This is a genomic window from Rhizobium sp. CAU 1783 (assembly GCF_054551725.1).
In genome coordinates this window covers 325,999-349,023 of the sequence record NZ_JBTOLM010000003.1, presented here as the reverse complement: position 1 = coordinate 349,023, position 23,025 = coordinate 325,999, and the positions used below count along the sequence as shown (strand labels likewise).

The following is a 23,025-nucleotide window of genomic DNA, read 5'->3' as shown; positions in this document are numbered from 1 at the left end:
CCGAGAACGATGCTGGTAAAAAACACATGACCACCGCGAAAAAGCGTTTCTACATGCAACTAAATTTGCAATCTATAAAAGAAGGGAATGGAGGCCTCGCCCGGAATCGAACCGGGATGCAAGGATTTGCAGTCCTCTGCGTAACCACTCCGCCACGAGGCCATTCCGATGTAAGTGCGAGCGGTGCGGGGCGTTTAGAACGGATCTGAAGTGAGCGCAAGGGGCTTCTTCCGTCACCCGGGAAATTTTGTGCGGCCATCACCGCGAGTGACCACCGCGACCTCGGCCAGACCCAGGAGGTGCCGCGCGTCAGCGTTTTCCCGCGCGGTTCACCGCCGGATAGCGTTTGCGCCACCAGATCGCCATGCGGCGGCGGCGGCGGCGCACGGCGGGAAGATCGTGAGACAGGACGAAGAGACCGAGCGGCACCATCCAGAAGCCGAGCACGGGCAGGAATCCGAGAATGCCGCCCCCGATCAGTGCGGTGCCGGTGATGATGCGTCCGACCCTGTTTCGCGGGAAAGGAAGCTCGAAACGGTCAAGCACAATCCTGCCCCGGTCCGTATCGATGCGATATTTTCGTTTTTCAACAGCCATGCAAAACCCTTGTCTTGCCGGGCAAACATCGGCTTTCCCGGCTCCACAGAGATGGGATGCGGGCAAAATAAAACAACCTCGTCACATTTTTTTTGAAAAACCGCTTGGCAAATCGAACCAGCATTTGTATTACCCCGCTCACACCGCGCCAAGCGGCTGTTCCCTGGTAGCTCAGCGGTAGAGCATTCGACTGTTAATCGACAGGTCGCCGGTTCGAATCCGGCCCGGGGAGCCATCTAATTCAAGGCCTGCGCTGACCAAGCGCGGGCCTTTTTCTTTTTCCGCGCCATGCTGCGACACTTCTCGCCCCGCGTGAAACCCCCTCTTCATTTTTGCCTGTTATCAGTTCCGCATACTTAGTGACTGTCAGGAGAATGATATATATGTGGCTCGAGCTTCATGACGGGGACGGTTTCCCCTTCTTCGTGAACATGAACAATGTCGTGGACTTTCGCTGGTACGAGCGCGAAAAATACACCTGCCTCCTGACGAATGCCCCGGTCGCGGAAAAACTGCACCGGCTCTACGTGCGCGAGAGCGCAACCGAGATCATGCAGATGCTGAACGGCGGCGAACCGCGTCGGGCCAAGATCGCTGCGGCGTCCTGACCGCGATCGCGCCCCGTTCCGGTCGACCTGCCGATCGCGGCGATCCGCATTTTCTGAATTTTGGCCGCGGGCGCTAGGCGCGGGCGGCAAATCGTGTCACTAGGCACGAGGGACGCGAGCGCCGTAATCTATAGTACGGGCTCGGGCGAGTTGATTGACGTCTCCTCACGCTGCAGCGCGATCACGCTGCCGTCCTTCTCACAAACCCTCCGACACCCATCCTGCCGATCTTTCGAATAAACGCCGATTGGCTGTGATCCTCGCGAACGAATCGATCGTATACTGTGCAGACGCATACGATACGAGCCGCATCCTGATGAATTCCCGCGACAATTTCCCGATCATTCTGTGGTTCCGCAAGGACCTGCGGCTCGACGACAATCTGGCACTTGCCTGTGCCGCGGAAAGCCTTCGGCCGGTCGTGCCCGTCTATATCCTCGAACCGGATGTCGCCGGCAACGGCCCGCTCGGCGCGGCTCAGGCCTGGTGGCTTCACCATTCGCTCGAAGCACTTTCGGCTTCGCTCGCCAGGATCGGCAGCCGCCTGGTGCTCCGCCGCGGCCCGGCCGATGCGGTCCTCGGCGATCTGGTGGCAGAGACCGGGGCCAGCCATGTGTTCTGGAACCGCCGCTACGATCCGCCCGGCATCGCCATCGACACCCCGATCAAGGAGGAGCTGACGCGAAGCGGGCTCACCGTGCGCAGCTTTGCCGGTCAGCTGCTGCATGAGCCGTCGCGACTGAAGACCGGCGCCGGCGGTCCCTACCGCGTCTACACACCCTTCTGGCGCGCACTCGAGGCCGCGGGCGAGCCGCCGGAGCCGGTCGCCGCGCCGGAGAGACTCGCACCACCGGCCGACTGGCCGACTTCCGAGCGGATCGCCGACTGGGCGCTCACGCCGACCCGGCCCGACTGGGCGGCCACTTTTTCCGCCGTGTGGACGCCCGGCGAGGCGGGAGCCGCCGAGAGGCTCGAACGCTTCGTCGACGAGGACCTCGACGGCTACAAGTCGAAGCGCGACTTTCCGGCGCTGCCGCACACGTCGGGCCTGTCGCCGCACCTGGCGCTCGGCGAGATCTCCCCTGCCCGCGTCTGGCACGCGACCCGCGGACTGACCGCCGCGATCGCCGCCGAAGACGTCATTCACTTCCGCAAGGAACTCGCCTGGCGCGATTTCTCCTATCACCTGCTGTTCCACTTCCCCGACCTTGCGACGAAGAACTGGAATTCGAAGTTCGACGCCTTTCCCTGGCGCCATGCTCCGGACGATTTGAAGCGCTGGCAACGCGGGCAGACGGGCTATCCGATCGTCGATGCCGGCATGCGGGAGCTCTGGCAGACCGGCTTCATGCACAACCGGGTGCGGATGATCGTCGCGTCCTTTCTGATCAAGGACCTGCTGATCGACTGGCGGGAGGGCGAACGCTGGTTCCGCGACACGCTGGTCGATGCCGACCCGGCGTCGAATGCGGCAAGCTGGCAATGGGTCGCCGGCTCCGGCGCCGACGCCGCCCCCTTCTTCCGCATCTTCAACCCGATCACGCAGGGCGAGAAATTCGACCCGGATGGCGATTATGTCCGCCGCTTCGTGCCGGAGCTGAAGGACATGCCGGCCAAGTTCATCCACAAGCCCTTCGAGGCGCCCCTGCTGGTATTGAAGGAAGCAGGGGTGAGCCTCGGCAAGACCTATCCGCTGCCGATCGTCGATCACGGCAAGGCTCGTGACGCGGCGATGGCGGCGTTTCAGGGGTTGAAGGAGTAGTGAGGAGTGGCAGACAAAGATACCTTCTTTGGTCCAGCCAACTAACTCTCCCGAAGATAAAGGAACTTCAGAATTCCGACACTCAAACCAAAAATAAGAAAGCCAACGACCCAATAAACTATAGCGCCAAAAAAGGGAAAAATCGGCCAAAGCAGTATGCGCGTCATGCCCGGCCAGCGCGGATCAACCGGCTCACCCACGTCGATAAACGCCATGAAAAACAGAGAATACCCAAAAGCAACCTGCAAAATCAATATAATTACAATATTTCCATTTACCGGTTTACATTTACCAGCTGCGACAACCTTGTTCCAATACACGCGGCCAATAAAAGCGGTGATTATAGGAATAGAGACGGCACCAGAGATCACAGTTGCGATGAAACCAACGTAAGACAGGTGATCTGACCGCTTCAAATATGCAATTCTACCCTCGAAGAAAGGAATTAAATCGCCTATGTGCGAAATGATGTTTTCTGGCGAAAGAGCGACTAAATACGTAAACGCTACGCAAGCAGGGATTGTTAAAATCGCAAATTTACGAATAAAATTCTCGAATTCAACACACTCACCGGGCGGAATTTGACCGTTTTCATACACAAATTTACTGGAAGATCCTTGTTTAGACACTGCATGAATCCCAAGAAACTGAAACATTATGTAAGCTATGAAATCGGCCTTTTCCGATTTCATAGCTTACAGCGAAACCCTAACAAAGCCAGTCATTGCCCAACACAATCCTCCCCGAGCATGAGAGTAAGCGGCGAAGACAAGCCATCAAAGACCGATCCTTTGAGGGTGGCGCCTTATCGGCTGACGAGAACGCCCCCTCCCCCGAACGCATTTTCCTTCCCCCTGCCCCTGCGCGAAAAGCCATTCCTTGCCTTTGACTACCGCTGGGCCGAAAAAAGCGGTTCAATCCCGCGCCAACCGCTTCACCCGCATAATCTTGTCCAGAAGGACAAAATCTCCGTTGTGAACGGTTTTCTTCCCTCGCGCTTTTGTTTCTACTGTCCGCAGAAGACGAAAAGGCTGACATCATGACGTTTCACCCCTCCGTTCTCGAAGCGATCGGCAATACGCCGCTCATCCGGCTGAAGGGCGCCTCGCAGGCGACCGGCTGCACGATCCTCGGCAAGGCCGAATTCCTGAATCCCGGGCAGTCGGTCAAGGACCGTGCGGCGCTGTTCATCATCCGCGATGCCGAGCGGCGTGGGCTGCTTCGCCCCGGCGGCGTGATCGTCGAGGGCACCGCCGGCAATACCGGCATCGGGCTGACGCTGGTCGCCAAGGCGCTCGGCTATCGCACAGTGATCGTCATCCCTGAAACCCAGAGCCAGGAGAAGAAGGACGCACTGAAGCTGCTCGGCGCCGAACTGGTCGAAGTGCCGGCCGTTCCCTACAAGAACCCGAACAACTACGTGAAGCTATCCGGCCGGCTGGCCGCCGAACTTGCCAAGAGCGAACCGAACGGCGCGATCTGGGCCAACCAGTTCGACAACACGGTCAACCGCGACGCCCATATCGCGACGACCGCCCGCGAGATCCACGACCAGACCGGCGGCGAGGTCGACGGCTTCATCTGCGCGGTCGGCTCCGGCGGCACGCTTGCCGGCGTCGGCATGGGCCTTCGCCGCATGAAGCCCGAGGTCAAGATCGGCCTTGCCGACCCGGAAGGGGCCGCCCTTTACGAATACTACAAGAACGGCGAACTGAAATCCTCCGGCTCGTCGATCACCGAGGGCATCGGCCAGGGGCGCATCACCGCCAATCTCGAGGGTTTCACCCCGGACTACGCCTACCAGATCCCGGATTCCGAAGCGCTGCCGCTCATCTACGATCTCGTCGAGAACGAAGGGCTCTGCCTCGGCGGCTCGTCGGGCATCAACATTGCCGGTGCGATCCGGCTTGCGCGCGACCTCGGACCGGGCCATACCATCGTCACCGTTCTTTGCGACTACGGCAACCGCTACCAGTCGAAGCTCTTCAATCCCGACTTCCTGCGCTCCAAGCAGCTGCCGGTTCCGGGCTGGATCGAGAAAGAGGCCGACTACGCGGTGCCGTTCCAACCAACCGAGTGAGCCATGCCAACCACTGCCCTCTACCGCGACGACTTTTATCTCTCCACCGCGGAGGCCGTGGTCACCAACATCCTGGAAGACGGTTCGATCGAGCTCGACCAGACCGTCTTCTATGCGACCTCCGGCGGGCAGCCGGGGGATATCGGTAAGTTCGAGCGCGCCGACGGCTCAACCATCCAGATCGCCCTGACACGGCACGGCGAGACCAAGGACATCATCCTGCACCAGCCCGCCGAGGGCGAGCCGCGCCCCGAGATCGGCGAGAAACTCGTCCTACATGTCGACTGGCCGCGCCGCTACAAGCTGATGCGCATGCACACCGCTTGCCACCTGCTCTCGGTCGTCTGCCCCTTCCCGATCACCGGCGCCGCCGTTGGCGAGGATGAAAGCCGTGTCGATTTCGACATGACTGAGACCATCGACAAGGAACAGGTGACGGCCGACCTGATGCGGCTCGTCGGAGAGAACCACCCCGTCTTCCTGCAATGGATCACCGACGAGGAACTCATCGCCAATCCGGGCATCGTCAAGTCGAAGAATGTCCGGCCGCCGATCGGCATGGGGCGCGTGAGCCTCGTGTGCATCGGGGAGAATTCGAGCGTTGACAGCCAGCCCTGCGGCGGCACACATGTTTCGGAGACCCAGGAGGTCGGTGCGATTCACATCGTCAAGATCGAGAAAAAAGGCAAGGAAAACCGCCGGTTCCGCATTCGTTTCGGCACGCCGGAGACTTCCGCCTGACGAGAGCATTTGGGAGAAGAGCATGCCTGCCGAGAAAAGCCGTTTCGTCGTCTCCGCCGACTGGGTGGAAAAGCAGCTCGGCGCACCCGAATTCAAGATCATAGACGCCTCGTGGTACCTTCCGGCGCACAACCGCAACGGTGCCGCCGAATATGCCGCGGGCCATGTCCCGGGTGCCGTCTTCTTCGACCAGGACGCAATCGCCGACCAGGCGACCGGCCTGCCGCATTCGCTGCCCTCGCCGGAGTTCTTCGCCGCCGAACTCGGCAAGCTCGGCATCGCCGACACCGACACGATCGTCGTCTATGACGGTCCCGGCATGTTTTCCGCGCCACGCGTCTGGTGGATGCTGCGCGTCATGGGCGCCGAGCGCGTCTACGTGATGGATGGAGGTCTCGACGGCTGGAAGAAGGAAGGCCGCCCGCTCGAAACCGACCTGCCGGAGCCGGCACCGGCCATCTTCAAGGTCGCCTTCGACCGCAGCCGTATCACGACTTTCGCCGAAATGAACGAAATCGCCGCCAAGGGCGGGCGCCAGATCGCCGATGCGCGACCGGCCGGCCGCTTTACCGGAGAAGAGCCGGAGCCCCGCGCCGGCATGCGCTCCGGCCACATGCCCGGCGCCCGCAGCGTGCCCGCGGTCTCGCTCTCCGAAAACGGCCACCTCAAGGATCTGCCGACCTTGCGCACGATCTTTGCTGAGGCCGGCATCGACCTGGCGCGGCCTGTCGTGACCAGCTGCGGCTCGGGCGTCACGGCCGCTGTGGTCACGCTTGCGCTGGAATCGCTCGGCCATGCCGACAATTCGCTCTATGACGGCTCCTGGTCCGAATGGGGCAGCAAGGCCGACACGCCCGTCGAGACCGGCGCGGCAGAGCCCCTGCCCGCGACCTCGCACGGACCGATCTCGGCGCATGTCACCCGGCTCGAGATGACCGCGCCGCCAAAGGCCAGCCTTCCGGTTCCGGTCAACATCCAGACGGCGATCATGCGCACGCACGAGATCCCGTTGGCCTTCTACCGCTTTCTTCACCGCCAGGTCGGCGCCCGCTGGCACTGGTACAAGCGGCTAAGAATGACCGACGGCGCGCTCAAGGCCGCTATCCACAGCCCGAAGGTGACGATTTCCGTCCTCTACGTTCATGGTGCGCCGGCCGGCTTCTTCGAACTCAACCAGGAAAGCGACGACGTCGTCGAGCTCTCCTATTTCGGCCTGTTCGAGCATGCCCTCGGCCTTGGGATCGGCAAGTGGTTCCTGCTGCAGGCACTCTACACCGCCTGGCAGCTCAATCCGCGCAAGGTGACCGTCACCACCAACACGCTCGACCATCCGCGCGCGCTTCAGCTGTACCAGCAGTTCGGCTTCTCGCCGGTCGAGACCTTCGAGGCCATGGTCGAGCCGTTCAGCGAAGCAGAGCTCCTACAGATGATCCGCCGGGACGCCGCCGCCTTCTGACGGCGGCATGGCGGCCCGGCCGAACCCTATTTCTTCTTGTTCTTCTTTTCCTGGCGCTCGCGCTCGAAGAATCCGTCGATCAGCACCACGTGCTGGAGGGCCATCTCGTAGCAGAAGGTGATCTCGCGCTCTTCCGGATGCCAGTAGGCATTCGGCTCGCCGCAGGCCTTGCCGGTGAAGCGGATGCCGTCATCGAGCTTGTAGATCTCCGAGAAGCTGTCGGCCACCACCTCGAGCACCTGAGCCTCCTTGAGAATGTCGGCAAAGGGCTGGAGCGCTTCGTCGCCGGCCGGCTGGTAGCTGACCGTGATCTTGGCCTTGCCGCTTTCCCTAAGGTGAGGCTGCAACAGACCGAACCAACTCTGCTTGGTGCGCTCGTATTCGTAAGCGCATTCCTCACGTCTTGAGTCAGGAAAATCGAGCGAGTCCGCAAATTTCTTGAAATATTCCGCATCGGCGCCCGTCATCATGCAGACGATCTGATAGGCACGTTGGCGGTCGAGCGCATGGGTGTCGAGGAAGTCGCTGTCGCCGATTTCCTCCTTGCTCTCGTCGAGCAGGAACCAGCCGTCGGCGGAATCCTGAATCGCCTTGTCGAACTCGTCGCTGTCGGATTCCAGCATCAGGATTGATGAAAGCGCGTCGACCGCATCCTCCTCGCGGCCGAGCACGGGAAGGCCGAATTCCGAGATCAGCATGTGCCCGGCTTCATGGAAGAGGATGAAGATCGCGTTGTTGACGGTGAAGGTCCGTGCCTCCTCGATCTGTTCCGGAGTCGGCTGGGTGTCCTCTGCCCCCGCCGTCGTCATCCCGGCAGCCAGGGCCGCCGAGACGGCAAGGCCCGCAATAAAACGTGTGAAATGTCCCCGCACCCTTGATCCCCTCTTGAAGCGTGGAAAAGCGCCGGAACGCTAGCCGATCGCCGTTTTGCGGGAAAAGACCAATATTGGGCCGACTTTTCCGCCATGCGGCAGGAATCGGGTGGCGGGCGTGTCGCCATCGTCCGATGCTCGCGGCTCGAAAGGGAGACTGCCATGACGACCACCATAGCCTTCACCGCCATGCCCACAGCCGATGCGGAGCACTTGAGACGCGGCGGCGCGGATGCCTACGGCCTGACGCCGGAACGACGCATCGCCCAAGGTGGCGGATATCCGTGCCGGCATTGCCTCGACTTCATCGAGGATGGAGCCGCCTATCTCACCCTTGCCTATAGGCCGTTCCCTGCCCTTCAGCCCTATGCCGAGACCGGGCCGATCTTCATCCATGCTGATCCGTGCCCGCGTTATGCGGCAAGCGAAGCCAAACCGCCGGTACTTGGCGACAGCCCGGACTTCATCCTGCGCGGCTATGGCGCAGACGACCGCATCGTCTACGGTACCGGCGCGGTCACGCTCAGGGAGAATGTCGAGGACCGTGCGCGCACGCTGCTGGCACTTCCGGAAATCGCCTATGTGCATGTGCGCTCGGCCCGCAACAACTGTTTCCAGTGCCGGATCGACCGCAGCTGAAGGCGGGAAATGAAAAGAGCCGGCCCGATGGGAAGGGCCGGCCCTTCGACCGCGTCAACGCATTACATTTGCGGACCTGACGTAACGTGATGCGGGTCGAAACAACCCCGGCGTCGCTCAGGCGACGCTGAGGACCTTTTCAGGTGCGTGCATTTCATAACCGAGGGCCTCGGCCACCGGCTGGTTGGTGATGCGGCCGCGATGGACATTCAAGCCATTGCGCAGGTGCCGGTCCTCGGCGATCGCACGCAGGCCGCGGTCGGCGAGTGCCAAGCCGTGAACGAGCGTGGCATTGTTCAGCGCATGGGTCGAAGTGACGGGAACGGCACCCGGCATGTTGGCGACGCAGTAGTGCACGATACCGTCGACCTCGTAGGTCGGATCGGAATGCGTCGTCGCATGCGAGGTTTCGAAGCAGCCACCCTGGTCAATCGCCACGTCGACGATCACCGCACCCTTCTTCATACCAGAAAGCATTTCGCGGGTGACGAGCTTCGGGGCGGCGGCACCCGGGATCAGTACGGCGCCAATGACGAGATCGGCGGCAAAGACTTCCTGCTCAAGCGCGTCGATCGTCGAGTAGACGGTGCGGACACGTCCGGCGAACAGGTCATCGAGCTGGCGCAGGCGGGGCAGCGAGCGGTCGATGATCGTCACATCGGCGCCGAGACCTGCGGCCATGCGGGCGGCATGGAGACCGACGACGCCGCCGCCGATGACCGCGACCTTGGCAGGCAGCACGCCTGGAACGCCGCCGAGCAGGATGCCGCGACCGCCATGGGCCTTCTGGAGCGCCGTCGCACCGGCCTGGATCGCCAGGCGGCCGGCCACTTCCGACATCGGCGCCAGCAGCGGAAGGCCGCCTCGGTCATCCGTCACGGTCTCGTAGGCGACCGCCGTCACGCCGCTCTCGACGAGGCCCTTAGTCTGGGCCGGATCGGGCGCGAGGTGGAGATAGGTGTAGAGGATCTGCCCCGCCCTGAGCTGAACCCATTCGGAGGGCTGCGGCTCCTTGACCTTGACGATCATGTCCGATTTCTCGAACACGTCCTTGGCCGAGGCGGCGATCTTTGCGCCGGCGGAGATATAAGCATGGTCATCCGCGCCGATGCCGGCGCCGGCGCCGGTCTCGACCAGAACATCGTGGCCATGGGCCACATATTCGCGCACTGCGCCGGGGGTCAGGCCGACGCGATATTCATGATTCTTGATTTCCTTGGGGCAGCCTACGCGCATTCGTGTTCCTCTCGTGCCGGCTTTTCGCCGATCGTTGCGTTGCGGCAGGAATTGAAACACCGCTCTTCGCCGAATGTCCTTGCGAATTCGGATTGCGGAACATAAAAATTTGGAGAACATTGCGTATCTCGTCAATTTTTCGCAGGATCTTCGAATGTCGGAGCTGGATACCATCGATCTTGCCATCCTTCGTGCCCTCCAGCACAACGGTCGCATCACCAATGCGGAGCTCGCCCAGAAGGTGGGCCTGAGCCCCTCGGCCTGCTCCAGACGGCACGATCTGCTCGAGCGTTCCGGCGTGATCAGCGGCTATCACGCGCGCCTCTCGCACAAGGCGCTCGACTACAAGATGATCGCGATCGTGCACATCTCGCTTTCCGGTCAGTTCGCCAAGACGCTTTCCGAGTTCGAGACAGCCGTGAAGAAGTGCCCGAATGTCCTTGTCTGCTACCTGATGTCGGGCGAATACGACTATATCCTCCGTGTGGCGGCGAAGGATCTGGAGGATTACGAGCGCATTCATCGCGACTGGCTTTCGGCGCTGCCGCATGTGGTGAAGATCAATTCCAGCTTTGCCCTGCGCGAGGTGATCGAACGTTCCAATGTCGGGCTATGATCTGGCCATACTGCGTCGTCGCGGCAGGCTGTGCCAAATTTCGCAGATCGCTGCAATTTGACCTTTCAGATTGAACCGGATGCAAGGCTTTTCAGCCATCCTCACCGCAAACGAACAGGATGGGGGTAGCGATGCAATCCAGACTTCAGATCGAAGGTCGCAAATCCACACGCAGCCGCGTGCGCATGAGGAGCAAGGTGAAGCACCTCAATCAGGAGGTCGAAAGCCGGATCTACAACATTTCCCGCACAGGCGTCGGCCTCGAGATCTATGGCAAGCTTCACGCCGCGCGCGGTAGCAATGTGGTCATTCAGACCGAGGACCTTGGCATGATCGAGGGCACCGTGCAGTGGGCCTATGGCGGCTATCTCGGTGTCCAGATCCGCCAGAATTCCAATACGCTGGCGCAGATGTCCGCCTATTTCCGCAACTTCCACCAGGAAGTCCGGCCCGTTCTCACGCGCTAACCGCGCCCCCTTATCCCGACCGCCCTCCACGGCGCGCGCCAGAAACGGCACGCGCCGTTTTCGCATTTGCAGGCTTGTGCTCCGGCCCTCCCCTTGCCGCGCCGAATCGGTCGCCGCTCCGCACCTTCAGGCGCATTTCGCGCTCGAAGCTTTGGAACGCCAGTAACAGAACCCGACCCTTTCTAGATGTTCAGAATATCATAAAAAATATATACTGACATTTGCGATTTATGTGTGAAACGTCCAAATACCATACTTCGATATCGCAAATATATACCGACATATCGGCGATCGATAAACGTTAATGTACTTTTCGAAGCTTTGATCAATTTCTTTGCGCCTGCGATAATTAAATTTCCATTTACTATATTAAGAACGAGAAATTTAATTAGCGCAAATAGAGGCAGCGACGGTCGCAAGACGCCACGCATCCGGTGCAGGCTCAGGGGCACTCTTCGTTTTCTTCATCAGGTGGTGGATATCCGGGTGATCGACATCCCGCATCGGGGGATGGCGCTCGAACTCCACCGCTGGGTCGAGGCACGACACGGCAGCAGCGTCGAGATCAAGACGACGGAGTTCGGCCGCACCGAAGGTATCGTGCGCTGGTACCGGGCCGGCAAGATGGGCATCCAGAGCGACGAGACAAGCAATACGGCTGCGCAGATCGGCGCCTATTTCAAGAACTTCCACAAGATGCAGACGCTCGGAGCTGCCTGATCGGCATCGCTTGCTCCGTACCGAACCGGAGGCAACTGATGCCGAACGGTTGAGGGGCGGGACATACCCCCGTCATTTTAAGGATGCACGAATAAGGAAACCCACCTAGTCTTGCCCCGTCGAGCGCGTACTGACCAAGGAGCCCCCTCATGTCGTCCCTGATCGATCTTCATCCGATGTCCCGCCGTGCCTTCCTCGGTGGCTTGGCCGCCACGACCGCCCTCATCACCCTTCATCCGTTTGCGGTGCGGGCCAACGGCAACGCGAACCAGGCGCATCTCCGGCTGATGGAGACGACGGACATCCATGTCAACGTGATGCCCTACGACTATTATGCGGACAAGCCGAACGATACGATGGGGCTCGCCCGCACGGCGTCGATCATAGACCAGATCCGCGCGGAAGCCGGCAATTCCATGCTGGTCGACAACGGTGACCTCCTGCAGGGCAATCCGATGGGCGACTACATGGCCTACAAGAAAGGCATGAAGGCGGGCGACCTCCATCCGGTCATCAAGGCGATGAACGTGCTCGGCTACGACTGCGGCACGGTCGGTAATCACGAGTTCAACTATGGACTCGACTTCCTGTTCAACACGCTCGGCGGGGCCAATTTTCCGATCGTCTGCGCGAACCTCACGAAGGGGGAACTCGCCGCGGATCCCAAGCAGGACGCCCTGCATTTCAAGCCCTATGCGATCATCGAAAAGACGATCAAGGACGGCGGGGGAGCCGAGAGCGCGATCAAGGTGGGCTTCATCGGCTTCGTGCCGCCGCAGATCATGGTTTGGGATCAGAAGAACCTCCACGGCAAGGCCCAGACGCGCGACATCGTAGAGGCCGCACGCGCCTGGGTTCCGGCGATGAAGGAGGAAGGCGCGGACATCGTGATCGCGCTTTCCCATTCCGGCATCGATGGTCATGGCCTCACCGAACGCATGGAAAACGCGTCGCTCTATCTCGCGGGCGTCGAGGGAATCGACGCGGTCTTCACGGGACATCAGCACCTCGTCTTCCCCGGCCCGAAGGATTTCGTCGACGTTCCGGGCGCCGATCCGGTCAAGGGCACGCTGCTCGGCAAGCCCGCCGTGATGGCCGGTTTCTGGGGCTCGCATATGGGTCTCATCGACCTGATGCTCGAAAAGGACGGCAGCGGCTGGAAGATCCTCGACTTTACTTGCGAGGCGCGACCGATCTATCACCGCGACGACGGGCGGAAGATCGTCGCCAATGTCGGCGACACGGTGGCGGTGGTGGCTTCGGTCGAGCCCGAGCACAAGGCGACTCTCGACTATGTGCGCACCCCGGTCGGCAAGACCTCGGCGCCGCTCTACTCCTATTTCGCCCTCGTGGCGGACGACCCGTCCGTTCAGATCGTCTCCAACGCCCAGACCTGGTACATTAGGGACATGCTGAAGGATGGCCCCCACAAGGATTTGCCAATCCTCTCTGCGGCGGCTCCCTTCAAGGCCGGCGGACGCGGCGGGGCCGAATACTATACCGACGTCCCGGCCGGCGACATCGCCATCAAGAACGTCGCGGATCTCTATCTATACCCGAACACCGTGCAGGCGGTGGTGATCACCGGCGAGCAGGTCAAGAACTGGCTGGAGATGTCGGCCGGCATCTTCAACCAGATCGTGGCGGGCGCGCAGGACGCCCCCCTCATCAATCTGGATTTTCCCTCCTACAATTTCGATGTGATCGACGGGGTGACCTATCAGATCGACCTGTCGAAGCCGGCGAAATACGACAAGGACGGCAAGGCCGTGCACCCGGAAACGAGCCGTATCGTCAACCTGCAATTCGGTGGCAAACCGATCGAGCCCGGCGGCAAGTTCCTTGTCGTCACCAACAACTATCGAGCCGGCGGCGGGGGGAAATTCCCGGAGATTGGCGCAGACAAGGTCGTCTTCGTCGGCCCGGACACCAATCGCGACGTGATCGTGCGCTACATCGTCGAGCAGGGCACGATCAATCCGTCCGCCGATGCGAACTGGTCCTTCGCTCCGATGGCGGGGACGACCGCAACCTTCGAGACCGGCCCGAAGGGGCGTGACTATGCAGCAGCAGTCAAGGGAGCCAGGATCGAGGATGCCGGCGATGGCGCGGAGGGCTTTGCGAAATTCCGCCTCATCCTCGGCTGACCACCATCCGGCTGCGCCTCAAGGCGTGGCCTTAAGCCTGGTGCCGGAACATTGGCGGAGCTTCATTGATCTTGGCCATCGCGTCCGACATGGTATCGGGGCAATTGGAGAGCATTTGCCCCATCAGGTCCAGCAGCCAGCGACCCGCGGGACCAGGCGGGTTTGCCGCACGCCACTGCGCGGCCAGCGGATACTCGAAGTGCTCGTATGGTTCGACGTCGAGCCGGACAAGATGCCCGGCGCGCAGGTCTTCTTTTATCATGGCGAGAGGCACGCCGCCCCAGCCAAGCCCCGCAAGAATCAGCTGACGTTTGGTGTTCATGTCGCCGACACGCCAGATCCGGCGCGAAATGATGTTGAAGCCTTTGCTTTCCATAGGACTGGTGGTGTCCGTTACCACGATCTGGATCTCATCGATCACATCGGAAATCGACAGGGTGCGGTCGAGCCGCGTCAACCGATGATCGGGAGCGGCCACAGGAACGATGAAGGAGTGACCGATCTTGCGATCGGAGATGCCGTTTCGTCCCTCTTTCGTAGCCCCACCAAGACCGACATCGGCCGTGCCTTCATCGACCATCCGCGCCACCTGGAAAGGCGATCCGACCGTCAACTGCAGAGGAACGGTCGGAAAACGTTGCTGGAACTCGCCGAGCATCTTCATCACCGCATCGTCCGGCACCATGACGCTGACCGCAATCGACAGTTGGGCCTCCAGGCCCTCCGTCAACGCCTTGCTGCGGGCGCGGAGGCTGTCGAGATGGGCGATCATTCGCCGCGCATCCTCCAGAATGACGCGTCCGGCGTCGGTCAGGACCGGCTGGCGCGAACCGCTGCGATCCAGGAGCGTCAGCTGCAGCTGTGCCTCAAGGTTGCCGATGGTGTAGCTGATCACCGACTGGGCGCGGTTGAGCTGGCGGGCGGCGGCCGAGAAACTGCCGGTCTCGGCGACAGCGACGAAGACCTGCAACTGGTCGAGGGTGGGATTGGGCAACACGCTAGGGCATCCATTTTATCGATGAAACTGATCCAGTTTATCACAGTTTTTTCGATGGCAAAGCACCTCTATTTATGACGCACCGCAACAGCCCACCCCCGGCCTACGCGGATAGCCATTCAGACCAAGAGGTGTCCCATGTCCTCCATCCTTCTCATCACCGGCAGCACGCGCGGCGACGATTCACTTTCCAACAAGATCGCCCGTCAGCTCGTTGACGATCTCGCCTCGAAGACCGCCGGTTCCGCCGTGGTCGAACGCGACCTCGCCCGTGACCCCCTGCCCCATATCGGCAGCGACTTTTCCTCGGCGATCCGCCTTGCCCCCGAAGACCGCAGCGCGGCACAGGCTGAAGCCATCGCCGTGTCGGACGCAGCCGTCGACGAACTGCTGGCCGCCGACACGATCGTCATCTCGACCGGTTTCATCAACTTCGGCGTTTCGTCGATCGTCAAGTCGTGGATTGACCACGTGGCCCGCGCCGGCCGCACCTTCCGCTATGGCGAAAACGGCCCGGTCGGCCTCGCCACCGGCAAGAAGGCCTATCTGGTGATCGCTTCGGGCGGCATCTACTCCTCCGGCCCCGCCGCCACGCTCGACTTCGCCGAGCCGTATCTGCGGTCTGTCCTCGGTTTCCTCGGCATCACCGACGTCGAGACGATCCGCATCGAGGGCGTCGCCTATGGTCCGGAAGCCGCGGAGAAGGCAGTCTCCGCGGCTGAAGAAAAGGCCCGCGAGCTGGCGCGCGCCGCCTAAGTGTTCGAAGTGTCCGGCCGCCCGACCACCCGGTTGCGGCCGGCATTCTTGGCCTTGTAAAGCCGCTCGTCGGCCTCGGCCAGGAGGGCGTTGAAGCTGCCGCCATCCTCCGGGGCGGCAGCCACGCCAAGACTGATCGTCACGGCCTCGCCCGCAGGATTGCGGATCACGCTGCCCAGTAAGGCGCAAAGCCTGCGGCCGCGCTCCATGGCCTCGTCATAACCCGCGTCCGCAAACAGAACGACGAACTCCTCACCGCCATATCGGAACAGGTGATCGGCATCTCCGATCCCTCCCTGAAGCGCATTGGCAATTTCCCTCAAAAGCTCGTCGCCGCTCAGGTGGCCGAAGCGGTCGTTGATCGACTTGAAGTGATCGACGTCGACGATGGCAAGGCTGATCGGCTTTCCGGATCGGAGGGCTTCGCGGACCAGACGCGGGACCTCGATTTCCATGCGGCTGCGATCGTAGACGCCGGTGAGCACGTCACGCCCCGTCCGGGCCAACAGATCCTCGTAGCGTTCGCGAAAAGTCAGATCACTGAAGACATCCTTGATCGGCCTGCGCGAATGCAAGGCACCATTGCCGCGAAATGCCATCTGATAGGCTGCGAAGAGACATGAATAGAGCGCCGCGGCAGCCATTTTCGCCTTCCAACCGCCGAGGAAGACTGAAAGTGGCGCATCATAGAGGTGGTTGAGGAGAGCATAGAAGCCCAGTTGATCGAAGCTCAGGACCAGAACGCCACTCACGGTGAAGCGCAGGATCGTCCAGCGCGGCATGAACCGACCCAGCCGCTCATAGAGCAGGATGATGCCGAGCGCATCGATGTAGAGCAGCGTCGTGCCCCACAGCATCAGCAGTCCCATGTCGCTCAGGAATCCCATGTCGGCCGCCTGCCCGGGAGCCGGCTCGACGGTCTGGTGGAGCACGAGGAGCTGGGCGATCGCCAGCGTCACCAGATTGCCGAGAAAGAGGCCGTAGATCGGCTGACGGACCGTCGAGGCGTCTTCCTGGATGTAGAGCATCAGGATCATCATCAGCTTGCCAGCGAAGAAGACAGACGAGCCGGGTGAGACCACGCCGAAGGGCAGCGATACATAGAAGACGGCGGCCAGATAGGTCTCGACGAAGTGCATCACACCGAGCGCGGTCAGGAACACGCCGAGACCGATGCGGTGGCGCAGATGCAGGAGCGTCGTCATCAGGGCGAAGTATAGGATCGCCTCGCAGACAAACAGGATCAGGTTCCAGCTTTCCATCATTGTCTCAGCCCGCCATGCTTTCCATCGCAAGAGGCGGAGCCTCGATGAGGGTTCGTCCGGACGAACCCGTGAGGACCACGGCCACGGAAGCCGGGATCGTGCGGACCCGCTCGTCAAGCGCAACCGGCTTGCCGAGCAGATAGCCCTGAAGTTCATCGCAACCGGCCCGCGCCAGGAACAGGGCCTGCTCGATCGTCTCGACACCTTCGGCCACGACCTTGATGCCCAGCCGTTCACCGAGATCTATGATGGTGTTGACAATCACCGCCGCGCTCTCGTCGAGGCCGAGATTGCTGACGAAGCTGCGGTCGATCTTGATCGCGTCGAACGGATAGCGGCTGAGATAACTCAGTGAGGAATAGCCGGTGCCGAAGTCGTCGAGCGCGATGGTGAAGCCCACGGCCTTCAACTCCTTGAGGATCTGAAGCGCTCGCCGGTCATCGTCGATCAGCACGCTTTCGGTGATCTCCAGTTCGATGCGGCGCGGATCGACCCCGGACGCCCTGACAATCTCGCCGAGCCTGTGCTGGAAGTCGCTGTGGCGGAACTGGAGCGGGCTCACATTGATCGAAAGCCGCTCGACCTCCGTCCCGGCGAGGATCCGGCAGGCCTCCTCGATCACCCATTCGCCGAGCGCGATGATCTTGCCGGAAACCTCGGCAACGGCGACGAAATCGACGGGGCTTACCAGTCCGCGCTGCGGATGGTTCCAGCGCAGCAGCGCCTCGTAGGAGTGGATCTTCGCCGTCACCGCCGAGACGCGAGGCTGAAGGAAGAGTTCGAACTCGCCACGAGCCAATGCCGCGTCCATGTCGATCTCCAGCGCCCGGCGCTTCTCGATCAGCTCGTTCATGCCGTTCTTGAAGATCTTGTAGGTATTCCGACCGGAATTCTTGGCATGGTAAAGGGCGATGTCCGCCCGCCCGACAAGCTCTTCGGAACTTTCCGCATGCTCGGGCGCGATGGCGGCACCGATGCTGACACCGCATTTCAGCCGCTCGCAGCCCTCGATCTCGAAGGGCCTGCGAAATGCCTGCGCAAGCCTGCGGCAGAAATCCTCGACCTGCGCGTGGAAATAGACATTGGCGAGGATCACCGCGAACTCGTCGCCGCCGAGCCGGGCCGCGACGTCGTGGCGGGACATTGCCTGTTGCAGGCGATGGGCGGTCTCGCGAATGACCGCATCGCCGGCGGGATGGCCATGCAGGTCGTTGATGTCCTTGAAATGGTCGATGTCGACCATGACCACGGCGCAACCGGCGCCCTGGCGCGCCATGACGACGCTTTCCGCAAGCTTCTCGTTGAAAAGAGCGCGGTTCGGCAGACCGGTCAGCGGGTCGTGGAGGGCGAGGTATCGGATATGGCTCTCGGCGAGCTTGCGTTCCCGCAGGTCAACCAGGCAACCGATACGCATCCGCTTGCCGCGATAGACGATCTCCCGTCCCCGCGCCTCGATGGGCACGAGTTCGCCATCGGCCCGCTTCAGGTTGATCTCCCGGTTGAGCTCGGCACCGGCAGCGACCGCCTCGGTCAGGACATCCATGTCCGGCGGCGGGAGGAACTCGAAAATGGAACGCCCGATGAGCTCCTCGAGCGGCAGCCCGGCAAGCTCGGAGAGCTGCTTGTTGCCGTCGACGATGCGGCCCTCGTCATGGATGACGATCGCCTCGAAGGTGGCGTTGGCAAGCGCGGTGACGCGTTCCGCCTCTTCGGTGTCACGTTTCAGGGCGCGCAGCTCCTCGCGTGCGCGCTCCTCCGTCTCGATGTTGTCCATCAGCCGGTTGAACAGCGTCGTCAGTTTTTCCGCATCGTCGCCCGCCTCCACCGGCAGCCGGTGTCCGAGCTTCGTGGTACCGTCGACCAGGCCGGCAAGCGCTTCTTCGACATGGCCGATCCCGAGGCGGCTTCCGTGCTCCGAAACGTTGAGGCCGATCTCCTCGACCTCGCTCGTCACGCGGATCGGCATGAAGCGGTCGAGCACGGCGAAGAACAGGTAACCGAGGCCGAAGGACCAGTAGAAGTTCAGGCCGGCGCCGAAGATCTGGATATAGAGCTGATCGAAACGCGAGCCCGCCGGCAGGCGCTCAACCGGGGCCAGAAGCGCGAGCAGCAGGGTTCCGGCAACACCAGCGAAGGCATGCACGCCGATCGCGCCGACGGCGTCGTCGATTTTCAGCCGCCGCTCGATAAAGTCGTTGCCGGCAATCGCGACCAGGCCGCCGATCGCCCCGATGAGCATCGCACCGGCCGGTTCCAGCACGTGGCAACCGGCCGTGACCGCCACGAGCCCGCCCAGCATGCCGCTCAGCGACTTTTCCGGCAGGACGATGCCGTCCTGGATGTGCCCGAGCACGTAACCAACGCAGGTGCCGACCCCACCGGCGAGAACGGTGTTCAGGATGATCGGCGCAACGGCCTCGGACGCCTGAAGCGTGGAACCGCCGTTGAAACCGATCCAGCCGAAGAAGAGCAGCAAGGCGCCGGTGGTCGACAGGACCGGGCTGTGGCCGGCGATGCGAACGGGACGGCCATCGGCACCGTAGCGGCCGATGCGCGGACCGATCACCATACAGGCGGCAAGCGAGATCCAGCCTCCGGTCGAATGCACCACGGTCGACCCGGCGAAATCGACGAAACCGAGATTGCCGAGAAAGGCGCCGCTATTCGCTCCAAGTGCTGCACCCCAGGTCCAGTGAACGAAGATCGGATAGATAAACGCGGACAGCACGACCGAGCCGAGCACATAGGCGCTGAGCTTCATCCGCTCGGCCACTGCGCCGGACACGATGGTTGCCGCCGTGCCGCAAAACATGACCTGAAACACGAAGAATCCGGCCTGCCAGGTGTCCACGTTGCGGAGGAAAAGAAAGTCGGAATCGAAACCGAGCGGCAGCCAAGTCGAGCTTCCGAAGGCGACCATGAAACCGATCGCCGCAAAGGCCACCACGCCGAAGACGAAATCGAGAAGGTTTTTCTGAGCGACGTTGATGGAGTTCTTGGAGCGCACCATGCCGGCTTCGAGCAGCAGGAAACCGACCTGCATCATCATCACCAGCGCGGCGGTGCCCATGACCCAGACGAGGTCGATATGCGCGGAAAGCGTCGCCGTGTCCGCCTGCGCCGCCAGGGCATCGTCGGAGAGCCCTACTGCGGCAAACGTTCCGACTGCCGTTCGCGGCAGCCGAAAGCCCAGCCGTTGAGGGAAATGAATAGGAGAACGCACAAAGAAATCCCGCTGAAGTACCAGGACTTCATAAGAGCGAAAATCACTTAACAATGCGTGTTCGTCTTAACGGGATTTTCAGCATAGAATGCCCGGCCCACAAGGCTTTCCAGCCCGTTCGGCCGGTCCCGGTCAGACCGCGCGCGACTTCTCGCGGTCGGCGAAGAGCGCTGCGCCATTCTGATCGATGATCTGGCGGCCCTTGCGGAAGGTGCATTCCAGCGCGTCATCGAGCGAGGTGAAGACATCGGCGCGGATGAAGAGCCGCTGAAGGGTTTCGCCATCGACCTGCTTCTCGATCCGGCCGGCCAGCCGGTACTGGCTACCCTCGCGGATCGGCTCCGCATAGATCAGGCAATCCTGATGCGCCTGCGGTTCGGCTGCGGGAGCAGCTGGAGCGCTGGACTTGGAACCACCGGTAAAAACGGACAGAATGCTGGACAAGATCGACATGGCGTCTGGCTAGCACATCGCCGACCCGAGAAAAAGTCCCGCCGGTCGCGATTTGCGGGAAGACGTCGAATGCCCCTCTCTCCGGCCTCGATATCCGGCGCTCTCTGGCGGCCTCGGCAGGCTTGCCTTTGCACAGCGGTCGGTTAGGTTCGATGAGGACCCCGACGATGAGAACGGCCCACCCATGCCGAACCGTTTCGCCCAAGCCATTTTGCGTCGGCGCGCCCACCCGCGCCTCTCGCCCGCCGTGGTCGACACCGATGTCGAAGCCTATCTTGACGCCGCGGAGGCGAAGTTCTCCGACATCCGCCCGGGAACCCGCAAACAGATCGTCTGGGCCGATCATCAGACGAAGTCGAAAACCCCAATCGCTATCATCTATGTGCACGGTTTTTCAGCCTCACCAGCTGAACTGCGCCCCCTGCCCGACCGGGTCGCCGCGTCGCTCGGCGCCAACCTGATGTTCACCCGGCTCGCCGGCCATGGTCGCTCGCCGGATGCCATGGCTGAGGCTGACATCGGTGACTGGCTGAACGACCTCGAAGAGGCCCTGACGATCGGCGAACGGCTCGGCGACAAGATCGTCGTCATGGCTACCTCGACCGGCGCCTCGCTTGTTACCTATGCGTTGACGCTCGACAGGTTCAGGGAACGTATCTCTGCCGTCGTCTTCCTGTCGCCCAACTACCGGATCTCCGATCCGCTCGCCTTCGCCCTCACCTGGCCGTTCGCGCGCGGTCTCGCGCGCCTGGCGATCGGCAAACGGAGGGGCTTTGATCCGATAAATGCCGCCCATGCCGCCGGCTGGACGACGAGCTATCCAGTCGAGGCGCTCCTGCCGATGGCGCGAATCGCTGCGAACGCCCGTCGAAGCGCGGTCGAGCGGATCCGGATCCCGGCCCTTTTCGTCCGGTCGCCGAGGGATCAGGTTGTCGATCCGGCCGCGACAGATCGGGTGGCGGCCCGCTGGGGCGGACCACATGCGGTTCTTGACCCCGGCCCCGTCGGAGATCCGTCGTCCCACGTGATCGCCGGAGACGCGCTCTCGCCGGAAACGACCGGGCCGCTCGCAGAGGCGATCACCGCATGGCTCAGGAACCTGCCGAGCCTCAGATGATGAGGTTGGCGAGAATCTCGTTTTCGGTGATGTCCTCGTAACCGAGGCCGGCTGCCTCGAACCGCCCCAGAAGGTCGGCAAAGTTCCGGCGATCGCGGGTTTCGATGCCGATCAGGATCGAGCCGAAATTGCGGGCCGATTTCTTCAGGTATTCGAAGCGGGCGATGTCGTCGTCCGGACCGAGCAGGTTGAGGAAATCGCGCAACGCACCGGGACGCTGCGGCAGGCGCAGGATGAAGTATTTCTTCAGCCCGGCGTAGCGCATGGCGCGTTCCTTCACGTCGGGCAGGCGTTCGAAGTCGAAATTGCCGCCGCTGACCACGGCTACGACCGTCTTGCCCTCGAGCTTGTCTCGCTCGATGAGGTCGAGCGCCGCGATCGACAGCGCACCAGCCGGTTCCAGCACGACGCCCTCGACGTTCAGCATCTCGGTGATGGTCACGCAGATGGCATTTTCCGGCACGATCATCACCTGATCAGCGGAGAAGGACCGGAGGGCTGCGAAATTCAGGTCGCCGATCCGAGCGACGGCGGCGCCATCGACGAAATTGTCGACCTTGGGCAGCGTCACCACCTTGTCGGCTTGCAGGCTCCTCTTGAGGCTCGGGGCGCCCGCGGGCTCGGTGAACAGGAAGGCCTCGGGCTGCAGGCGGTCGGCCAGGTAGCCGGTCACGCCGGCCGAGAGCCCGCCGCCGCCGACCGGCACGATCACCAGATCCGGCATCACGCCCTCGGGCAACTGTTGGACGATCTCGGCGGCAACGGTCGCCTGGCCCTCGATGATGTCCTCGTGGTCGAAGGGCGGCACCATGTAGCCGCCGATCGCCTCCACATGCTCGCGGGCCGCCGCATAGCACTGGTCGAAGATGTCGCCGAACAGGCGGATGGTGATGAATTCGCCGCCGAAAATGCGGGTCTTTTCGATCTTCTGCTGCGGGGTCGTCACCGGCATGAAGACGATCCCGGGCACACCGAAATGGCGGCAGGCGAAGGCGAATCCCTGGGCATGGTTGCCGGCCGAGGCGCAGACGAAGGTCTTGCCCGCAGTGTCGTCGCCGACGATCTTGCGCAGGAAGTTGAACGCGCCGCGGATCTTGTAGGAGCGGACCGGGGTCAGATCCTCACGCTTCAGATAGATGCTGGCGCCATAGCGGGCGCTCAAATGCTCGTTGAGTTGAAGCGGGGTCGCGGGAAACAGTTCCCGCAAGGCCTCGACCGCGGCATCCACGTCCTTCTGCGTCACGACTTCCATCCGTTGAATTTTGAACCGGCT

The 23,025-nt window shown here is 62.0% G+C and carries 21 protein-coding genes, 2 tRNA genes and 1 pseudogene; 13 read left to right on the top strand and 11 right to left on the bottom strand.

Annotated features, from left to right (window positions below):
• Window positions 1–88 precede the first annotated feature (88 nt).
• Window positions 89–162, bottom strand: a tRNA-Cys gene (locus ACX93L_RS15465).
• Between the two features lie 147 nt (window positions 163–309).
• Complete coding sequence (locus tag ACX93L_RS15460; protein ID WP_169588512.1) at window positions 310–597, bottom strand: hypothetical protein; 288 nt, start codon at window positions 595–597, stop codon at window positions 310–312.
• 160 nt (window positions 598–757) lie between these two features.
• Between ACX93L_RS15460 and ACX93L_RS15455 the strand changes: the two genes are divergently transcribed.
• From ACX93L_RS15455 to ACX93L_RS15445, 3 genes are all read left to right on the top strand, one after another.
• Window positions 758–832 (top strand) — tRNA-Asn (locus tag ACX93L_RS15455).
• A gap of 148 nt (window positions 833–980) precedes the next feature.
• Window positions 981–1,205, top strand: coding sequence for a hypothetical protein (locus tag ACX93L_RS15450; protein WP_169588513.1), 225 nt, complete (start codon window positions 981–983; stop codon window positions 1,203–1,205).
• A 316-nt stretch (window positions 1,206–1,521) separates the two neighbouring features.
• Window positions 1,522–2,967, top strand: a complete 1,446-nt coding sequence (locus ACX93L_RS15445; protein ID WP_459405647.1) for a cryptochrome/photolyase family protein — start codon at window positions 1,522–1,524, stop codon at window positions 2,965–2,967.
• 41 nt (window positions 2,968–3,008) lie between these two features.
• On the opposite strand, the gene ACX93L_RS15440 is transcribed toward ACX93L_RS15445, so the two are convergent.
• Entirely contained in the window at window positions 3,009–3,596 is a 588-nt protein-coding gene (locus ACX93L_RS15440) for a hypothetical protein (protein WP_459405646.1), read from the bottom strand.
• Between the two features lie 410 nt (window positions 3,597–4,006).
• Between ACX93L_RS15440 and ACX93L_RS15435 the strand changes: the two genes are divergently transcribed.
• The 3 genes from ACX93L_RS15435 to sseA are packed head-to-tail and all read left to right on the top strand — an operon-like array spanning window position 4,007 to window position 7,244.
• Window positions 4,007–5,047, top strand: a complete 1,041-nt coding sequence (locus tag ACX93L_RS15435; RefSeq protein ID WP_459405645.1) for a cysteine synthase A — start codon at window positions 4,007–4,009, stop codon at window positions 5,045–5,047.
• 3 nt (window positions 5,048–5,050) lie between these two features.
• On the top strand, window positions 5,051–5,788 hold the full coding sequence (locus ACX93L_RS15430; RefSeq protein ID WP_459405644.1) for an alanyl-tRNA editing protein: 738 nt from the start codon (window positions 5,051–5,053) through the stop codon (window positions 5,786–5,788).
• A 22-nt stretch (window positions 5,789–5,810) separates the two neighbouring features.
• Window positions 5,811–7,244: a 3-mercaptopyruvate sulfurtransferase gene (gene sseA, locus ACX93L_RS15425; RefSeq protein ID WP_459405643.1), complete on the top strand. Its 1,434-nt coding sequence runs from the start codon at window positions 5,811–5,813 to the stop codon at window positions 7,242–7,244.
• A gap of 26 nt (window positions 7,245–7,270) precedes the next feature.
• On the opposite strand, the gene ACX93L_RS15420 is transcribed toward sseA, so the two are convergent.
• Window positions 7,271–8,116, bottom strand: a complete 846-nt coding sequence (locus ACX93L_RS15420) for a DUF4344 domain-containing metallopeptidase (RefSeq protein WP_459405642.1) — start codon at window positions 8,114–8,116, stop codon at window positions 7,271–7,273.
• Window positions 8,117–8,278: 162 nt separating this feature from the next.
• Here ACX93L_RS15420 and ACX93L_RS15415 point away from each other — a divergent pair, with 162 nt between their 5' ends.
• Window positions 8,279–8,755: a DUF1203 domain-containing protein gene (locus tag ACX93L_RS15415; RefSeq protein WP_459405641.1), complete on the top strand. Its 477-nt coding sequence runs from the start codon at window positions 8,279–8,281 to the stop codon at window positions 8,753–8,755.
• Between the two features lie 117 nt (window positions 8,756–8,872).
• On the opposite strand, the gene ald is transcribed toward ACX93L_RS15415, so the two are convergent.
• Window positions 8,873–9,991 (bottom strand): alanine dehydrogenase, encoded by a 1,119-nt coding sequence (gene ald, locus ACX93L_RS15410; protein ID WP_459405640.1) that lies wholly within the window; start codon window positions 9,989–9,991, stop codon window positions 8,873–8,875.
• A gap of 154 nt (window positions 9,992–10,145) precedes the next feature.
• On the opposite strand from ald, the gene ACX93L_RS15405 reads away from it, so the two are divergent.
• The 4 genes from ACX93L_RS15405 to ACX93L_RS15390 all read left to right on the top strand — a co-directional run bounded on the left by ACX93L_RS15405 (window position 10,146) and on the right by ACX93L_RS15390 (window position 13,941).
• On the top strand, window positions 10,146–10,607 hold the full coding sequence (locus tag ACX93L_RS15405; protein WP_459405639.1) for an Lrp/AsnC family transcriptional regulator: 462 nt from the start codon (window positions 10,146–10,148) through the stop codon (window positions 10,605–10,607).
• 131 nt (window positions 10,608–10,738) lie between these two features.
• A complete protein-coding gene (locus ACX93L_RS15400) occupies window positions 10,739–11,074 on the top strand; it encodes a PilZ domain-containing protein (protein ID WP_459405638.1) in 336 nt (111 codons plus the stop codon).
• 234 nt (window positions 11,075–11,308) lie between these two features.
• Window positions 11,309–11,794, top strand: coding sequence for a PilZ domain-containing protein (locus tag ACX93L_RS15395; RefSeq protein WP_459405637.1), 486 nt, complete (start codon window positions 11,309–11,311; stop codon window positions 11,792–11,794).
• Between the two features lie 149 nt (window positions 11,795–11,943).
• The gene (locus ACX93L_RS15390) at window positions 11,944–13,941 is read left to right on the top strand and encodes a bifunctional 2',3'-cyclic-nucleotide 2'-phosphodiesterase/3'-nucleotidase (RefSeq protein WP_459405636.1); all 1,998 of its coding nucleotides are present in this window, start codon (window positions 11,944–11,946) and stop codon (window positions 13,939–13,941) included.
• Between the two features lie 31 nt (window positions 13,942–13,972).
• Here ACX93L_RS15390 and ACX93L_RS15385 read toward each other — a convergent pair whose 3' ends face one another.
• Both ACX93L_RS15385 and ACX93L_RS15380 read right to left on the bottom strand, forming a co-directional pair.
• Window positions 13,973–14,713, bottom strand: coding sequence for a substrate-binding domain-containing protein (locus tag ACX93L_RS15385; RefSeq protein ID WP_459405832.1), 741 nt, complete (start codon window positions 14,711–14,713; stop codon window positions 13,973–13,975).
• Window positions 14,714–14,797: 84 nt separating this feature from the next.
• A pseudogene (locus ACX93L_RS15380) lies at window positions 14,798–14,938 on the bottom strand (helix-turn-helix domain-containing protein); the annotation flags it as partial.
• Window positions 14,939–15,076: 138 nt separating this feature from the next.
• On the opposite strand from ACX93L_RS15380, the gene ACX93L_RS15375 reads away from it, so the two are divergent.
• Complete coding sequence (locus ACX93L_RS15375) at window positions 15,077–15,694, top strand: FMN-dependent NADH-azoreductase (protein WP_459405635.1); 618 nt, start codon at window positions 15,077–15,079, stop codon at window positions 15,692–15,694.
• Here ACX93L_RS15375 and ACX93L_RS15370 read toward each other — a convergent pair.
• The 3 genes from ACX93L_RS15370 to ACX93L_RS15360 form a co-directional block, all read right to left on the bottom strand.
• Complete coding sequence (locus ACX93L_RS15370; protein ID WP_459405634.1) at window positions 15,691–16,959, bottom strand: GGDEF domain-containing protein; 1,269 nt, start codon at window positions 16,957–16,959, stop codon at window positions 15,691–15,693. The two genes, ACX93L_RS15375 and ACX93L_RS15370, sit on opposite strands and share 4 nt — an antisense overlap.
• A 4-nt stretch (window positions 16,960–16,963) precedes the next feature.
• Window positions 16,964–20,182, bottom strand: a complete 3,219-nt coding sequence (gene amt / locus ACX93L_RS15365) for an ammonium transporter (protein ID WP_459405633.1) — start codon at window positions 20,180–20,182, stop codon at window positions 16,964–16,966.
• A gap of 132 nt (window positions 20,183–20,314) precedes the next feature.
• Entirely contained in the window at window positions 20,315–20,635 is a 321-nt protein-coding gene (locus ACX93L_RS15360; RefSeq protein ID WP_459405632.1) for an HlyU family transcriptional regulator, read from the bottom strand.
• 184 nt (window positions 20,636–20,819) lie between these two features.
• On the opposite strand from ACX93L_RS15360, the gene ACX93L_RS15355 reads away from it, so the two are divergent.
• Window positions 20,820–21,752 (top strand): alpha/beta hydrolase, encoded by a 933-nt coding sequence (locus ACX93L_RS15355; RefSeq protein WP_459405631.1) that lies wholly within the window; start codon window positions 20,820–20,822, stop codon window positions 21,750–21,752.
• On the opposite strand, the gene ilvA is transcribed toward ACX93L_RS15355, so the two are convergent.
• Entirely contained in the window at window positions 21,745–22,995 is a 1,251-nt protein-coding gene (gene ilvA, locus ACX93L_RS15350; protein WP_459405630.1) for a threonine ammonia-lyase, read from the bottom strand. The two genes, ACX93L_RS15355 and ilvA, sit on opposite strands and share 8 nt — an antisense overlap.
• Window positions 22,996–23,025 lie beyond the last annotated feature (30 nt).

Bases quoted from the DNA above. Each gene is read 5' to 3' on its own strand.
- ACX93L_RS15430 (WP_459405644.1), top strand. From the start codon at position 5,051: ATGCCAACCACTGCCCTCTACCGCGACGACTTTTATCTCTCCACCGCG.
- ACX93L_RS15460 (WP_169588512.1), bottom strand. From the start codon at position 597: ATGGCTGTTGAAAAACGAAAATATCGCATCGATACGGACCGGGGCAGG.
- sseA (WP_459405643.1), top strand. From the start codon at position 5,811: ATGCCTGCCGAGAAAAGCCGTTTCGTCGTCTCCGCCGACTGGGTGGAA.
- ACX93L_RS15400 (WP_459405638.1), top strand. From the start codon at position 10,739: ATGCAATCCAGACTTCAGATCGAAGGTCGCAAATCCACACGCAGCCGC.
- ACX93L_RS15450 (WP_169588513.1), top strand. From the start codon at position 981: ATGTGGCTCGAGCTTCATGACGGGGACGGTTTCCCCTTCTTCGTGAAC.
- ald (WP_459405640.1), bottom strand. From the start codon at position 9,991: ATGCGCGTAGGCTGCCCCAAGGAAATCAAGAATCATGAATATCGCGTC.
- ACX93L_RS15370 (WP_459405634.1), bottom strand. From the start codon at position 16,959: ATGATGGAAAGCTGGAACCTGATCCTGTTTGTCTGCGAGGCGATCCTA.
- ACX93L_RS15405 (WP_459405639.1), top strand. From the start codon at position 10,146: ATGTCGGAGCTGGATACCATCGATCTTGCCATCCTTCGTGCCCTCCAG.
- ACX93L_RS15360 (WP_459405632.1), bottom strand. From the start codon at position 20,635: ATGTCGATCTTGTCCAGCATTCTGTCCGTTTTTACCGGTGGTTCCAAG.
- ACX93L_RS15390 (WP_459405636.1), top strand. From the start codon at position 11,944: ATGTCGTCCCTGATCGATCTTCATCCGATGTCCCGCCGTGCCTTCCTC.
- ACX93L_RS15355 (WP_459405631.1), top strand. From the start codon at position 20,820: ATGCCGAACCGTTTCGCCCAAGCCATTTTGCGTCGGCGCGCCCACCCG.
- ACX93L_RS15375 (WP_459405635.1), top strand. From the start codon at position 15,077: ATGTCCTCCATCCTTCTCATCACCGGCAGCACGCGCGGCGACGATTCA.
- ACX93L_RS15445 (WP_459405647.1), top strand. From the start codon at position 1,522: ATGAATTCCCGCGACAATTTCCCGATCATTCTGTGGTTCCGCAAGGAC.
- ACX93L_RS15415 (WP_459405641.1), top strand. From the start codon at position 8,279: ATGACGACCACCATAGCCTTCACCGCCATGCCCACAGCCGATGCGGAG.
- ACX93L_RS15435 (WP_459405645.1), top strand. From the start codon at position 4,007: ATGACGTTTCACCCCTCCGTTCTCGAAGCGATCGGCAATACGCCGCTC.
- ACX93L_RS15385 (WP_459405832.1), bottom strand. From the start codon at position 14,713: ATGATCGCCCATCTCGACAGCCTCCGCGCCCGCAGCAAGGCGTTGACG.